The 15,433-nt window shown below is 35.6% G+C and carries 17 protein-coding genes; 2 read left to right on the top strand and 15 right to left on the bottom strand.

Going from position 1 to position 15,433, the window contains the following annotated elements:
- Positions 1-531, bottom strand: a 531-nt coding sequence (locus ABS911_RS02115; protein WP_350466070.1) for a transporter substrate-binding domain-containing protein, incomplete at its 3' end; no start/stop codon positions are given.
- Positions 532-761: 230 nt separating this feature from the next.
- On the opposite strand from ABS911_RS02115, the gene ABS911_RS02110 reads away from it, so the two are divergent.
- Positions 762-926, top strand: coding sequence for an SPJ_0845 family protein (locus ABS911_RS02110; protein ID WP_350466069.1), 165 nt, complete (start codon positions 762-764; stop codon positions 924-926).
- A 28-nt stretch (positions 927-954) separates the two neighbouring features.
- Here ABS911_RS02110 and ABS911_RS02105 read toward each other — a convergent pair whose 3' ends face one another.
- From ABS911_RS02105 to ABS911_RS02075, 7 genes are all read right to left on the bottom strand, one after another.
- Complete coding sequence (locus ABS911_RS02105) at positions 955-1,272, bottom strand: nucleoside triphosphate pyrophosphohydrolase family protein (RefSeq protein WP_013710907.1); 318 nt, start codon at positions 1,270-1,272, stop codon at positions 955-957.
- 24 nt (positions 1,273-1,296) lie between these two features.
- Positions 1,297-2,592, bottom strand: coding sequence for a glutamate-1-semialdehyde 2,1-aminomutase (gene hemL, locus ABS911_RS02100; RefSeq protein ID WP_350466068.1), 1,296 nt, complete (start codon positions 2,590-2,592; stop codon positions 1,297-1,299).
- Positions 2,570-3,982: a glutamyl-tRNA reductase gene (hemA, locus tag ABS911_RS02095; protein WP_350466067.1), complete on the bottom strand. Its 1,413-nt coding sequence runs from the start codon at positions 3,980-3,982 to the stop codon at positions 2,570-2,572. Before hemA ends, hemL begins: the two co-directional genes overlap by 23 nt.
- A 116-nt stretch (positions 3,983-4,098) precedes the next feature.
- Entirely contained in the window at positions 4,099-4,686 is a 588-nt protein-coding gene (gene yihA, locus ABS911_RS02090) for a ribosome biogenesis GTP-binding protein YihA/YsxC (protein ID WP_350466066.1), read from the bottom strand.
- Positions 4,687-4,902: 216 nt separating this feature from the next.
- Entirely contained in the window at positions 4,903-6,150 is a 1,248-nt protein-coding gene (clpX, locus tag ABS911_RS02085; protein WP_350466065.1) for an ATP-dependent protease ATP-binding subunit ClpX, read from the bottom strand.
- Positions 6,151-6,375: 225 nt separating this feature from the next.
- Positions 6,376-7,656: a trigger factor gene (tig, locus tag ABS911_RS02080; protein ID WP_350466064.1), complete on the bottom strand. Its 1,281-nt coding sequence runs from the start codon at positions 7,654-7,656 to the stop codon at positions 6,376-6,378.
- Positions 7,657-7,817: 161 nt separating this feature from the next.
- Positions 7,818-8,777 carry a tetratricopeptide repeat protein gene (locus tag ABS911_RS02075; protein WP_350466063.1) on the bottom strand — a complete coding sequence of 320 codons (960 nt, stop codon included), beginning with the start codon at positions 8,775-8,777 and terminating at the stop codon, positions 7,818-7,820.
- Positions 8,778-9,046: 269 nt separating this feature from the next.
- Between ABS911_RS02075 and ABS911_RS02070 the strand changes: the two genes are divergently transcribed.
- Positions 9,047-9,355 carry a hypothetical protein gene (locus tag ABS911_RS02070; protein WP_350466062.1) on the top strand — a complete coding sequence of 103 codons (309 nt, stop codon included), beginning with the start codon at positions 9,047-9,049 and terminating at the stop codon, positions 9,353-9,355.
- Between the two features lie 42 nt (positions 9,356-9,397).
- Here ABS911_RS02070 and ABS911_RS02065 read toward each other — a convergent pair whose 3' ends face one another.
- The 7 genes from ABS911_RS02065 to fabG form a co-directional block, all read right to left on the bottom strand.
- On the bottom strand, positions 9,398-10,168 hold the full coding sequence (locus ABS911_RS02065; RefSeq protein ID WP_502880489.1) for an acetyl-CoA carboxylase carboxyl transferase subunit alpha: 771 nt from the start codon (positions 10,166-10,168) through the stop codon (positions 9,398-9,400).
- A gap of 51 nt (positions 10,169-10,219) precedes the next feature.
- Positions 10,220-11,068 (bottom strand): acetyl-CoA carboxylase, carboxyltransferase subunit beta, encoded by an 849-nt coding sequence (gene accD, locus ABS911_RS02060; RefSeq protein ID WP_350466060.1) that lies wholly within the window; start codon positions 11,066-11,068, stop codon positions 10,220-10,222.
- A gap of 61 nt (positions 11,069-11,129) precedes the next feature.
- A complete protein-coding gene (locus tag ABS911_RS02055) occupies positions 11,130-12,497 on the bottom strand; it encodes an acetyl-CoA carboxylase biotin carboxylase subunit (protein WP_350466059.1) in 1,368 nt (455 codons plus the stop codon).
- A gap of 4 nt (positions 12,498-12,501) precedes the next feature.
- On the bottom strand, positions 12,502-12,924 hold the full coding sequence (fabZ, locus tag ABS911_RS02050) for a 3-hydroxyacyl-ACP dehydratase FabZ (RefSeq protein ID WP_176944148.1): 423 nt from the start codon (positions 12,922-12,924) through the stop codon (positions 12,502-12,504).
- A 21-nt stretch (positions 12,925-12,945) separates the two neighbouring features.
- Positions 12,946-13,434 (bottom strand): acetyl-CoA carboxylase biotin carboxyl carrier protein, encoded by a 489-nt coding sequence (accB, locus tag ABS911_RS02045; protein WP_350466058.1) that lies wholly within the window; start codon positions 13,432-13,434, stop codon positions 12,946-12,948.
- 1 nt (position 13,435) lies between these two features.
- Positions 13,436-14,677, bottom strand: coding sequence for a beta-ketoacyl-ACP synthase II (gene fabF / locus ABS911_RS02040; RefSeq protein ID WP_350466057.1), 1,242 nt, complete (start codon positions 14,675-14,677; stop codon positions 13,436-13,438).
- Between the two features lie 15 nt (positions 14,678-14,692).
- Positions 14,693-15,430 (bottom strand): 3-oxoacyl-[acyl-carrier-protein] reductase, encoded by a 738-nt coding sequence (gene fabG, locus ABS911_RS02035; RefSeq protein ID WP_350466056.1) that lies wholly within the window; start codon positions 15,428-15,430, stop codon positions 14,693-14,695.
- Between the last annotated feature and the right edge of the window lie 3 nt (positions 15,431-15,433).

The following is a 15,433-nucleotide window of genomic DNA, read 5'->3' as shown; positions in this document are numbered from 1 at the left end:
ACTCAATATCTCTGAATCAGGCATTTGTTCTTGAGCGAGTGTTTCTTGTAATGAACCTGTTTGGACGCCAACTTTCAGACCTGTTAAATCATCCGTATTTGTATAAATTTCTTTGTCTGTTTCTCTTACAACGATATTTTGACCACCTGTATAGTAAACATCGGAAAAATCAACACTTTGTCTACGTTCTTCAGTAGGGCTCATACCAGAAATGACCATATCAACTTTTTCTGATTCTAAAGCTGGCAGAAGACTGTCAAAACCGATATCTTCAATTTTTAATTCTACTCCTAAATCTTCAGCGATTTTTTGAGCAATAGAAATATCCATCCCTACAATCGTGTCTTTTCCATCAACTGTACTATGAAATTCGTAAGGTGGAAAATCAGCACTCGTTCCTATGACTAAGGTTCCTTTTTCTTGAATATCTTCTAAGGCGGTATCTGCTGCTGATACTGTTCCCCCAGGTACAAATAGACCAAATACAGTTAATAAACTAAGTACAATTAAATAAAATGAGTTCTTTTTCATATCTCTTCCTCTTTCCTAATGATCTCTTCTTTTTTACTTATAAATCATCATAACAGATTAAGAATATTTATACAATATTTTTTGAGAATATTTACTTTTTTAGTCTTTTAACCTAATTATATACATTTAAAAATGTATATATGAATTTTTGAAATGATTTTTTCTAAGAAAGAGTTGTTTTATTTTCATTTTGGGTCTACTATAGGGTTACATAAAAAGGAGGTTCATTTATGGGACAAATTCATAAAAATGAAACAAGTTTAGATGATCTATTCAGTAAATTTGCAATTGATCCTGAAGACGAGCTTGTTTTTCCAGCACCTGAAAAGGAACAATTGATGGATGATAAAAAGAAAAAAGGTTTACTAGATAAAAAAAATAGAAACGCTGAATAGCACATGTGCTTTCAGCATTTCTATTTTTTTATTCAATACGATTGCGACTTCGCTCTGTAGAAAATCCATCTGGATAGCGACGTTTCAATTTTTCGATATTTTGTACTGCTGCTTCTTCAAAAGGAATATCAGCCCACTCCGCAATTTGAGATAAGTACCATAAAACGTCTCCCAGTTCTTTGGTTAGCTCTTTTTTATCTAAATCATGACCATGAAAAGTATACTTTTTAACTAAATCGACCAATTCACCAGCTTCACTGGCTACGCCTAAAGCACAATTGGTTAAAACTTGTTCATTTCCATATAAAGTACGATTGGCTAATTTTTGATATTCATTAAATTCCATCTTGAAATAACTCCTTTAGTCATTCTATTTTACGTTTTTCAATGCTTTAAAACTCGCTTCCATAGCATCTAAAGTTCGTTCGATATCTTCTAGAGTATGTGTAGTGGATAAAAAGATTCCTTCAAATTGAGAAGGAGGCAACAATACACCATGATTGATCATTTCTTTGTAATAATCAGCAAAAAATAGTGTGTCACTTGCCTTACTTTGCGCATAGTTGTTCACTGGTCCTTCATTGAAGAATAACCCAATCATACTCCCCGCACGATTGATCGTAATCGGAACATCATATAAGGCACTTAATGAAAGAATTCCTTTTTCAAGTGCATCCCCTAAAGTCTCAAAGTAAATATAATCCTTTTCTGTTAGTTGAGACAGTGTAGCTATCCCAGCAGACATTGCGATTGGATTTCCAGATAAGGTACCTGCTTGGTAGACGTTACCTGCTGGAGCGATATGTTCCATGATGTCTTTTCTTCCACCATAAGCTCCTACTGGAACACCACCTCCAATTACTTTCCCTAAACAAGTTAAATCTGGCAATACATTATAGTATCCTTGAGCACTGTGATAACCGACTCTAAATCCAGTCATCACTTCATCAAAAATCAGTAATGCACCATCTTCTTTTGTTACAGAACGCAATCCTTCTAAAAAGCCTTTTAGTGGAGGAATAACGCCCATATTCCCTGCTACAGGCTCAACGATCACCGCTGCAATCTCACCAGGATAAGTTTGAAACAACGCTTTAACCGCTTCTAAATCGTTATAAGGAGCAACTAAAGTATTTGATGTCGTACTTTTTGGAACTCCGGGTGAATCTGGCAAGCCTAGCGTCGCAACTCCAGAACCTACTTTTACTAATAAAGCATCATCATGACCATGGTAGCTACCTTCTAATTTAATTATTTTATCCCTACTCGTAAAACCTCTTGCTAAACGTAACGCACTCATTGTCGCTTCAGTTCCTGAATTTACGAAACGAACCATTTCCACAGAAGGTACGCGTTGGATGACCAATTCTGCCAATTGATTTTCTAAAAGAGTTGGCATTCCAAAACTAGTTCCAAAACTTGCTGTATGTTGGATTTCACTTATTACGTGTTCATTTGCATGACCTAGAATCAGTGGGCCCCATCCTAAAACGTAATCAATGTAGTCATTGCCGTCTATATCATGGATATGACTGCCCTTCCCTTTTTGAATAAATACAGGAGGAACATCAACCGATTTGAATGCTCTTACTGGGCTATTAACTCCTCCGGGCATTAAATGAACAGCTTTTTCAAAAGACTCCTCAGATCGTTTCGTTATTCTCAATACTGCTCTCCTCACTTTCTGCTGTAAGAACTTCAGTTGTTTCTTCTATTTTTTCAGATTCAACCGAAAAACCTAACGCTTTAGCAAAAAAATTCAATTCCTTCTTTGAATCTCTTGAAGATTTTTTTCGCGCTAAATCTTTTAATGATTCAATTGGTTTTCGTTTCATTTGGTTAATAATACTTTGAACGTGCTTATCGATTAAAAGCATTTGATGATCTGTTAAGTCAGGTAATTTTCGCTCTAAGCTGGAGAGCGTCTTTTCTTTTAACTCTGTCGCCTGATCATGAAGTTCGTGTAAATAAGGAACAGCTTGTCTTTCTTGGTACCAGTGATCAAAAACCGTTACTTCTTCATTTAAATCAGCTGTAATTTTTTTTACGATTTTATCTTTATCTAAATTGACTTCATCTAAACGGAAACTAATCTGATCCATATCAAGAACTTGAATACCTTCAATATATTGAAGACTAGGTTCAATATTTCGTGGAACAGCTAAATCTATAAAGAGCTGCTTTTTCTTAGTAACACGAATCGCAGCCATTTCTTCAATTGTCTTTTCTGTTACTAGATAATGTTGCGCTTTGGTGGCAACGACAACCCCATCAGCAACAGCTAGTGACATAGGAAGATGGTTAAAGTCTGCAGTAAAGAAACAACGGTTTAACATACCTGTATGACGTTTCATTTTAGCCCATACATTCATTTCATTGGCCAAATCATTCACTTTTTTTTCGTTACGACCAGTGAGTGTTATATGAGTAGCACCTTTATGAACTAAAGTTTTTGCCGCTAAGCGAATCATTTTTCCTGATCCAATTAAAAGAAAACGTTTATCATTTATGTTTTCCCACTCTTCTTTAAAGAGTTTAACTGCAGCCGATCCTGGATTATAGGATAAATGATCTAATTGTGTTTTAGTATGCATTTTTTTTGAAAAAGAAATAGCTTTGTGAAATAAAGAATTTAAAATCGGACCAGAGGTTTTCTGTTCAATAGCTATTGCAAGAGCCTGTTTTACTTGACTAAGTATTTGAGTCTCTCCAATGATCAATGAATCAAGTCCCGTAGCTACATTAAAAAGATGATTTGCAGCATCTAGATTTGATTTTCCATAACTTGTTGAAATGACTTCAGATATTTCATATCCTGTATGATTTGAAAGATAACGAAGCATATCCCCATGCATAAATTCAATTTGATCAATGTAAAGATAATATTCTGTTCGATTGCACGTTGAAAGAATGACAGCCTCTTTAACTCCTGAAAAAGAGAGTACTTCAGCGAGTTGCTCTGGTATTTTATTTTCTTCAATTGTGTAATGTTCTCTGATTTCTATCGGTGTTGTTTTATGACTAACCCCATATAATAAGATTTTCAATAGTACCATCCTCTTATTTTTCATCGTTCTAACTGATAATAAATAGAAAAGATAGAATTAAACTACCTTTCTACCCTTTCCATGGTTCACTTATCAGTTATTTTTAATTTGTATTCGTTTAAAAGTTAACTTTTAAGGTAACTTTCAATTAAACTCCAAGCTTTGTCTTTTCCTTCTCCCGTTTCAGATGAAAAAAGAACAAATTCGTCTTCTTCGCTTAAGTTCAATTTATCTTTAACAATTTTAATGTGTTTGTTCCATTTACTTCTTGGAATCTTATCAGCTTTTGTAGCAATTACAATCACAGGAATAGAATGATATTTTAAAAACTCATACATTTGCACATCATCTTCTGTTGGCGGGTGTCTTAAATCTACTACAGAAAGCGCGGCTTTCAATGTATCTCTTTGAGTAAAATAAGTTTCTAGCATTTGTCCCCATTTGGCACGTTCTGTTTTAGATACTTTAGCATACCCATATCCCGGAACGTCAACAAAATAGAAAGCATCTTCTATTATGTAGTAATTCAGTGTTTGCGTTTTTCCAGGTTTTCCTGAAGTTCTAGCCAGACCTTTTCGGTTGATCATCGTATTGATAAAAGATGATTTCCCCACATTTGAACGACCAGCTAAAGCAATCTCAGGTAGTCCAGTATTTGGATATTGAGCAGGCGAAACCGCACTTATGACAATATCAGCTTTATTTACTTTCATAATTTAATCTCCATCTCTAATTATAAATTCTTTTACCATTCTAACATATTAAAGCAATCAATGACATTCCAAATTTGAAACCTTCTCGACTTTATCTATAGAGTCTAATAGTATTCTTAAAAAGAAGCACAAGTTCAAAAAAATAAACGAAGCTAGGACAGATGCCTAACTTCGTTTATAAGTTTTAACTGATTCAAACTAACTATTTAATTAAAATCAGCTTATTTTTGTACCTTCGATATCAAAGAAATCAGGATTTCCTGAACCACTTACTGTATCTTTTGTGATCACACATTTAACAATTTCTGGACGACTTGGTAAGTCAAACATAATTTCTAACATGATTGATTCAATGATAGAACGTAAACCACGTGCACCAGTATTGCGCTCAATAGCTTTTTTAGCGATTTCTGTTAAAGAATCATCTTCAAATTCCAACTCAACTTCATCCAGCGCTAACAATTTCTTGTATTGTTTTACAAGAGCATTTTTTGGTTTTGTTAAAATATGAACCAAATCATCTTCAGTCAATTTTTCTAACGCAGCCATTACTGGCAAGCGTCCGATAAATTCTGGAATCAAACCAAACTTCAATAGATCTTCTGGGATAATTTGTTGCATAACGCTTTGGCTTTCATCTAATTTCTTTTTAGCAGATCCAAAACCAATCACTTTTTCTCCCATACGATTTTTTACAATCGTTTCGATTCCATCAAAAGCTCCACCTACAATAAACAAGATGTTACTTGTGTCTAATTGAATAAACTCTTGATGAGGGTGTTTTCTTCCACCTTGTGGAGGAACGTTAGCTACAGTTCCTTCTAGGATTTTAAGCAAGGCTTGTTGTACACCTTCTCCACTTACATCACGTGTTATTGATACATTTTCGCCTTTACGCGCAATTTTATCAATTTCGTCGATATAAATAATTCCTTTTTGAGCTCGTTCTACATCATAATCAGCTGCTTGCATTAGTTTTAGAAGAATATTTTCAACATCTTCTCCAACATAGCCTGCTTCTGTTAAACTTGTAGCATCCGCTATTGCAAATGGAACATTTAAAATACGAGCCAAACTTTGAGCAAGGAAAGTTTTCCCAGAACCAGTTGGTCCAATCAAACAAATGTTACTTTTTTGCAATTCGATGCCGTCTTTTTCTTCGCCACCCATTTGATTTACACGTTTATAATGATTGTATACTGCTACTGATAGCGATTTTTTCGCTTGTTCTTGCCCAATAACATAATCATTTAATATTCCTCTGATTTCATGAGGTTTAGGCACTTCTAAAAATTCACCATAGCCTGCATCATTGAACTCTTCGTCAATAATCTCTTTACACAAATCAATGCACTCGTTACAAATATATACACCTGGACCAGCAACAATTTTTTTTACTTGGTCTTGTGATTTGCCACAAAATGAGCAACTCACAGGTCCTTTTGCTTCTTCATCATTAAACATTCGTGTCCACCTCTATTCTCATTCATACCACTTATAATAGTAGCAGATTTGTCACTCATATTACAATGAGAATCGTTCAAATCTTAAATAGCATAGCATAATATTTCTTTTAATGCTAGAATTTAAACTGTTTCTCTTTCATACAAAAAGAAGGAGCTTCAAAAGATGTTCCTTTTTGAAGTCCTTCCTTTTTGTCAGTACTATTTACAATTAGAGGAACAGTGATTATTTTTCTTCAGCTGTTTCCGTAATTAGATCAATAGCTTTTTTCATTGCAATATCGTGTTTTAACATTTCTGGAGTCAATGCAGCACGGACAGCTTTTTCATCCATACCGTATTGTTCGCCCAAGTTTTTGATTTCTTCATTTACTTCTTCTTCAGTAGTTTCAAAAGCTTCTGCTTCAACAATTGCTTCAAGAACTAAGTTCGTACGAGTTCTTAAATCAGCGTCAGCTTCCATTTGTTTGTGTAGATCTTGTTCTGTAGTACCAGTAATTTGGTAGTACATTTCAGGTGAAACACCTTGGCGTTGCATATCGTTTAAGAAGACATCCATTTGACGGTGAACTTCGTCATGAACCATTGCCCATGGAAGATCTTCGATTTTAGCATTGTCTACTGCTTGGCGAATAGCTGATTCTTCAACGGCTTCATCAGCGCCTGCATTTTTAGCTTCTGTTAATTGTGTTTTGATTTTTTCTTTTAATTCTGCTAATGTTTCAACTTCTTCATCAACATCTTTAGCAAATTCGTCATCTAAAGCTGGTAATTCTTTTGCTTTAACTTCGTGTACTTTAACTTTAAATGTTACAGCAGCACCTTTTAAGTCTTCAGCATGGTAGTCTTCAGGGAAAGTTAAGTCAACATCTAATTCATCTTCAGCTTTAACACCTACAAGTTTTTCTTCAAAACCTGGAATGAATGAGTTTGAACCTAATTCTAATGAATGATTTTCGCCTTTGCCGCCTTCGAAAGCAACGCCATCTTTAAATCCTTCATAATCGATAACAACAGTATCGCCATCAACTGCAGCATCTTCTTTCAATACTAACTCAGCTTGTGCAGCACGTTTTTCTTCGATATTTTTTTCAACGTCTTCATCTGTTACTTCACGATCTTGTTTTTCAACTGTTAAGCCTTTGTATTCGCCTAATTCAACTTCAGGTTTTACAGTAACTTCAGCTTCGATAACCCAAGCTTCGCCTTTTTCCATAGATTTAACATCGATTTTTGGTTGTGCAACTGGATCAAGACCAGCTTCAACTACTGCAGCATCATATGCTTCAGGCAATACAGCGTTCAATGCATCTTCATACAAAGCTTCTTCTCCGTATTGTTTGTTAAAGATGGTACGAGGAACTTTCCCTTTACGGAATCCTGGTACACTTAAAGTAGATTTCACTTTGTTGAAAGCTGTATCTAAACCTTCTTTAATTTTTTCTTCTGAAATTTCAAATGTTAAGACACCATCATTTGTGCCTTTTTTTTCCCAATTAGCAGTCATATTATATTTCCCTCCGAAACACTCTATTTTTCGCAATAAAAAAGCAATTGCATACTCATTAATAGTACACTAAAGGCTGAAATTTGTAAATAAAAACAACGAATTAAAGGTAAATCTGATTGAACTCTACATAAGGTCTCATTCAATTAACGAAAGAACATTCAAATTAAATCCATTAATTCTTGGTCAATTCTTTGCATCCATTCTTCCATCTTTTTACTGTCTAAACTAGATCCACTCGTTTCTGAAAAAGAATTGTCATAGCGTTTTTGATACAGTTCAACCCATTCAATTGGCGAAGTGATCACATCATCTATAAATGGATACAATACAAAGAAATGAAGCGATACTTCTTGAACCATAGCTTGATAGAGTGTTGGATCATGTTGTTCAACACGCTCAGACAATAGTGACAATACTTCTTGAACAATCGCATGGTTCTTAATTGAGGTCAATAAAGCTGGTTGGATAACTTTTTTTTCTTTCATCCAGTAAACATCAAATTCCCCTGCTACTTTTTCAATGGCTAAACGTTCGATTGCAGTCGCCTTAATAATGCCATTCACGTAAGGATTAGATAATATCGGTTTTACAGCCTGGAGAAAAGGTTCTGATGGAATCTCTTCTAATTCTTTCATAATAGCAGATTGTTCTGTAAAAGATTTATTTCCTAGAGAGTAAGATTCTTTCAGCAAATAGTCGACTTTTTTTTGTTTCTCAAGTTCAATTTTTGTTTGTTCTTCTTCTAACAATTCTTGAACAGCTGACCAATTTTCTTCAGAAGTATCCGTTAGCGGAAATTTTTTCTTTCGAAACACAATAGCTTGTTCTGCTTGGAGAAACAGATGACATCTTATTAAAATGGCTGTATAAAAAAGAGCCAACGACTCTTCCTGTTCGTAAAAAGAATATTTATCATCTGCTATCTCTTTGGCTTTTTGATAATCTCCAACTTGATATAACGCAGTTGTATAATTTGTATTTAATATCTCATCTTGCTCTAACCGGTAAGCTTCCTCGAAAAATGGGATAGCTTCTTCCATTTTTCCTGATAAAAAATATTCCATCGCTTCTTTTTTATACCAGTCGTAATTCTTTGGAAAGGGTACTGTTTCGCCCATATTGTCACTCTCCTGCATTCATGTCATTCAATAAAAAGAAGTTTATTTTGTTTTTTACTCAGTCTTTATTTTAGCATACATTTGTTCATTAAAGTGGATTAAATTGAAGCTATCAGTGAAATTTAAACAACTAAACTTCATCTTACACCGGACTTACAAATTGTAGTCTTATTTTCAAAATTTTATATACTGCACGATATAAAATATGGTAAACTATTTTTGGTGCGTTGATATAAAAAATAAATAAAACTTTTAAGGAGGATCCTTCAATGAATCAAGGTTTTGTAAAAGACCTCACTAGTGAAGAACAAACTGAGTTACAATCTCTAGCAAATATTATCTTTGTAGAAACGATTGCAAATGGTTTTTATGAATTAAAAAAAGTAACAGTTACTTTACCGGAGGGTTTTCCATTAGGACGAATCTATTCTAGAGAAATGCTTGGTAAATTACTTTTAGACGAACATCGTTACAGCATTTTAATCGAAACAAATGATAGCAAATATCTTTATCAATCTTCTACAGTAAAAATACCAACAATCAATCTCCCTCAATTAGAAAAAGAGCAAATCAGTTGATTTCAACTGATTTGCTCTTTTTTTACTATTATGGAGTAGAAATCAATATTTCCTGAATCGTTGATACCGCTCTTCAACTAGTTGATCAGATGTTTTTGTAGAAAGTTCTTTTATAGTCGAACTTATATTTTCTTTCATATCTTTCAGAATTTGCTCTTGAGACAACAAGCCTTCTGAATTTGTTTCCGGCAATATAAAGTCAATTATATCAAGTCCAAATAAATCTTGAGCAGTTAACTTCATCAATTCTGCTGCTTCCTTCGATCTTGTTGCATCTTTCCATAAAATAGAAGAAAACCCTTCAGGTGAAAGTACAGAATACATCGTGTGTTCCATCATCCATACTTGATTTCCCATAGCTAAAGCCAATGCTCCTCCACTACCGCCTTCACCGATAATAACAGAAAGAATCGGTACTTTTAATTTGCTCATTTCGATTAAATTACGTGCAATAGCTTCACCTTGTCCTCTATTTTCAGCTTCAACACCACAATAAGCACCCGCAGTATTAACAAAGGTTATTACAGGTCTATTAAACTTTTCAGCTTGTTTCATTAAACGCAATGCTTTTCGATAACCTTCTGGATGAGGAGAACCAAAATTGCGCATAATATTTTCTTTTACTTCATGACCTTTTTGATTGCCAATTACCGTTACAGGTTGTCCATTTAAGGTTGCTATGCCCCCGACAATGGCTTTATCATCATGAAAAGAACGATCGCCATGGAATTCAATAAAATCGTCAAAAACCGATTTCATTATTTCTAAAGCAGTTAATCGTGTTGTTTTTCTTGATAAAGCAACGATTTCCATAGCTTCTTTCAACTCGTTCACCTTCTTTATAAAATACTTGCCTGTCTATTTTTACTGATGCATGCGTAAGATGTCACTTAGAATCTGTTTTAATTCTTTTCTTGGTACGATCTTATCAATAAATCCGTTTTCTAAAACAGATTCAGCAAGTTGAAAATCATCAGGAAGTTCTTCATTTATCGTCTGCTCGATCACACGTCTGCCGGCGAATCCAACTAGTGCTTGAGGTTCAGATAAGATGATATCACCTTGCATGGCAAAACTAGCCGTTACCCCACCAGTAGTCGGGTCGGTCAAGACCGTTACGTATAGTAAACCTGCATCACTGTGACGAGCTACAGCGCCGCTGATTTTAGCCATTTGCATAAGAGATAAAATACTTTCTTGCATGCGAGCTCCACCCGAGGCAGTAAAAATGATAACAGGTAGTTTTTCTTCTATTGCTTTTTCAAATGTTCTTGTTATTTTTTCACCAACTATTTTCCCCATGCTTCCCATAATAAAATGAGAATCCATCACACAAATGGCCGTTTCAATTCCATTGATCATACCTTTTCCAGTTAAAACAGCTTCATGAAGATCTGTTTTTTTCTGAGCTTGTTCTATTTTTTTATCATAGTCCGGGAAATTCAAAGGATTTTCAAATGGAATATCGTGGTACCATTCTTCAAAACTAGCTTCATCAAGCGTTAATTCAATTCGCTTTTGTGCCCGTATTCTAAATGTATAGCCACATTCAGGACAGATTTTTTCTGCACCTAAATCCTTTGTATAAATGGCTTTTTTACAACTTGGACATTGTGCGAACATACCATCCGGTACCATAGGGTTATCTGTCTCTTCATTGATTTGTGAGTGTTTTGTAATTGGAATATAAGCTCTTTTTTTAAATAACTGCACGTTATCACCTCTTTTATTTACTGCATTTTTAGTAAGATAGTTTTGTTAATTCAAAACAAACTTATTCAATACGAGGTTTCCATTCTTTAAGAAAGACATCTTGTAAAAAGCTTGTATCATACTCTCCATTAACAAAGCGTTTATCCATTAACAAATCTTCTTGGAAAAACTGGTTGCTAATAATTCCATCGATTACCATTTCACCTAAAGCACGTTGCATTTTAGCGATGGCTTCAGCACGATTGGTACCTTTTGTAATGATTTTTGCAATCATCGCATCATAATAAGGTGGAATATCTGCTCCAGCAAACATGGCACTATCGACTCTCAAGCCATTTCCGCCACTCGGCATCATTAAGTATTGAATCGTTCCAGGAGAAGGCGCAAAGTTAAAAGCAGGATTTTCTGCATTGATTCGACATTCAATAGTGTGTCCAGTCAAACGAACGTCACTTTGTTGAATCGATAACTCTGCTCCACTTGCAATCAGTAATTGTTCTTTAACAATATCAAATTCAGTAGCCATCTCCGTTACTGGATGTTCGACTTGAATACGAGTGTTCATTTCCATGAAATAGAACTCTCCATTTTGATCCAATAAAAATTCAATCGTACCTGCATTTTTATAACCGACATACTTTGCAGCACGAATAGCTGTTTCACCAAGATTTTTTCTTTGCTCTTCATTAATCGCTACAGAAGGGGATTCTTCAATTACTTTTTGATTATTGCGTTGCAAAGAACAATCACGTTCTCCTAAATGGATAACATTTCCGTAATGATCACCTAATAATTGTACCTCAATATGGCGTGCATGTTCAATGATTTTCTCCATATACATTTGATCATCGCCAAAAGCTGCTTTTGCTTCGTTTTTTGCACTATTAAATGCAGCAGTTAGATCTTCAGTTCTTAGGACTTTACGCATCCCTTTTCCGCCACCACCAGCTGCGGCTTTGACCATTACTGGATAACCTAATTGATCTGCCAGTTGTTTAGCTTCATTAGTATCGGTAATGAAACCTTCACTTCCTGGAATAACCGGTACATTTGCTTCAATCATAAGAGCACGCGCATTCGCTTTATTTCCCATTTGATCAATAGTAACCGCATCTGGACCAATGAAGGTAACATTCATTTCCTTACACATGGTCGCAAATGTACTATTTTCAGATAAGAACCCAAAACCTGGGTGGATAGCTTGAGCATTCGTCACAACCGCTGCACTTAAAATACTTTGCATATTCAAGTACGAGTCAGTAGCTTTGGCTGGGCCAATGCAAATCGCTTCATCTGCTAATTGCATATGCAAAGCATCACGATCCGCTTCGGAATAAACGGCAACTGTTTTGATTCCCATTTCACGACAAGCTCGAATAATTCGAACAGCAATTTCTCCTCGATTGGCAATTAATATCTTATTAAACATAGGCTTATCTACCAATGATGAAAGTTAATTCAGCTTCACAAACTTTTTTTCCATCTACGTATGCTACACCTTTTCCGATACCAGCGTAATCTTTCAATTTAACAATGTCGACTTGCAACATCAATTGGTCACCAGGAACAACTTTTTTACGGAATTTCACTTTGTTCATTCCACCTAAATAAGCTGTTTGCCCTTTAAAACGGTCTAGTGTCAATAAAGGAATCGATCCTGCTTGAGCTAGAGCTTCTAAAATGTATACTCCTGGTAATACGGGTTCACCTGGAAAGTGACCTTGGAATACTTCTTCATTGATTGTTACATTTTTAAGTGCTACAACATGTTCACCTGGAATCATTTCGTCTACACGGTCAATAAAGTAGATTGGGTAGCGGTTCGGGATCAATTCTTGGATTTCTTTAATATTCATTTTTGTCATTGGTGTTTCCTCCTAGGCAATTCTGAACAACGGTTGATTAAATTCAACGACTTGTTCATCTTCTATTAGTATTTCAGTAATCGTTCCATCTACTTCACTTTTAATTTCATTCATCAATTTCATAGCTTCTATAATACAAAGTGTTTCCCCAACAGTTACTTTATCGCCAACTTTTTTGAAGGCAGGCTGATCTGGTGAAGGTGCAGTGTAAATTACTCCAACAATTGGAGAATGAACTAGTGCGCCATCGGCAACAGTTTCAGCAATTGGAGCAGATTTGGATACTTCTTCGAAAACAGCAGAAGCTTTTTGTATATTCTCTTTACGAACAGGTTCGTTAAATCTAGTTTCTGAATCAGTAAGAACCGTTTGATTGCTGATTTGTTGGCTAGATGTATTTTTACTCATACGTAAAGTTACATTATCCATTTGCAAATCAAATTCAGTTAATTCTGATTGATTGACTAGATCAAGAATTTCTTTCACTTGACCAAAATCCATTTTATTGCCCCTCCCATTTCTTAAAGCATGTTACGGCATTGTGTCCGCCAAAGCCTAAAGAATTGTTTAGTGTGTATTTAACATCAGCTTCACGTCCAACATTAGGAATGTAATCCAAATCGCACGCTTCGTCTGGTACTTGAAGTCCGATAGTCGGAGGTAAGAAACCATCTTGAAGAGCTTTTACACATGCTACTGCTTCAATGGCTCCTGCAGCACCTAATAAGTGTCCTGTCATACTTTTCGTACTTGAAATTGCAACATTTTTAGCCTCATCGCCAAATGCATATTTAATAGCCATTGTTTCAGCAGAATCGTTTGCTCCAGTACTTGTTCCATGAGCATTGATATAGCCCACATCAGCAGGTGTTATACCAGCTTCAGCCATTGCGTCTTGCATTGCACGACCTGCGCCACTTCCATCTGGTGTTGGTGCAGTCATATGATAACCGTCACCTGTAGAACCGTAACCAACGATTTCAGCGTAGATTGTTGCTCCACGTTCTAAAGCATGGTCTAGACTTTCAAGCATCAGTACAGCTGCGCCTTCACCCATAACAAAACCAGTACGCTCTTTATCAAAAGGAATTGAAGCACGGTCAGGATCTGTACTTGTTGATAGCGCCGTTAATGCAGCAAAACCAGCGATACCGATCTCATTGATCGTACCTTCTGCTCCTCCAGCAAGAATCACATCTGAGTAACCGTGTTTAATATTACGGTAAGCTTCTCCAATAGAATTATTTCCAGAAGCACATGCTGTTACGATAGATGTATTGATACCTTTAGTCCCAATAGCGATTGAAATATTCCCAGCGGCCATATTTCCGATTGCCATCGGTACAAAGAAAGGTGCTACACGTTGAGGTCCTTTTGTATTCATCTTAATGATTTGCTCTTGCATAGCGTTCAATCCGCCGATACCAGAACCAACAATAACACCAAAACGGTTCATATCAGTTTTTTCACGATCAATACCACTTTCTTCTACAGCTTGTACAGCTGCTGCGACACCATATCTTGAAAATTCATCCATACGTTTTGAAATTTTACGTTGCATATAGTTTGTTGCATCAAAGTCTTTCAATTCACCAGCAACTGTAATACCTGTTTCCGTTGCATCAAATTTTGTAATAGGAGCAATACCGTTTTTTCCAGCTTTAAGCCCATCCCAAAATTCGTCTACTGTATTTCCTAAAGGCGTAACTGCACCCATTCCAGTAATAACTACACGATTCGTCATTGTTTTTCCTCCTTTTTAACCATTCATAACCATTCCGCCATCTACATTGATGACTTGACCTGTAATGTATTTATTTTCGCTTAAGAAAACTGCTGCTCTTGCAACATCTTCTACGTTACCTAAATGTTTCAAAGGTATCTGACTAACCGCTTGTTCTTTCATCTTATCAGATAACACATCGGTCATTTCCGTATCAATAAAACCTGGAGCGATAGCGTTGACGGTAATTCCTCTAGCAGCTAGTTCTCTTGCAGCAGATTTTGTTAACCCAACTACTCCGGCTTTACTTGCAGCATAGTTTGCTTGTCCAACGTTTCCAACAAGTCCAACTACACTTGCCATGTTAATGATCGTTCCGCTCTTTTGTTTTAACATAACTTTAGATGCATGACGAATCGTATTAAACGTTCCTTTTAAGTTAACTGAAATCGTTTGGTCAAAGTCTTCTTCTGACATCCGCATTAAAAGCATATCGTTTGTGATACCAGCATTGTTCACTAAGATATCAACACTTCCAAAAACTTCTTTTGATTCTTCAATCAATTGTTTAGCAAAATCAAAATCACTAACATCACCTAAAATAGTGTGCGTTTTAACTCCATAACCTTCTATTTCGCTAATTAGCTCATCAGAAATAGGTTTACGTCCATTTAAAACAACATTTGCTCCAGCTTTTGCGAATTCTACAGCCACTGCTTTTCCAATACCTCTTGAACTACCTGTGACAATAACCGTTTGATTTTTTAAAGTCATGTG

The organism is Carnobacterium sp., assembly GCF_040274425.1.
This window is presented reverse-complemented; position numbering and strand designations above follow the sequence as displayed.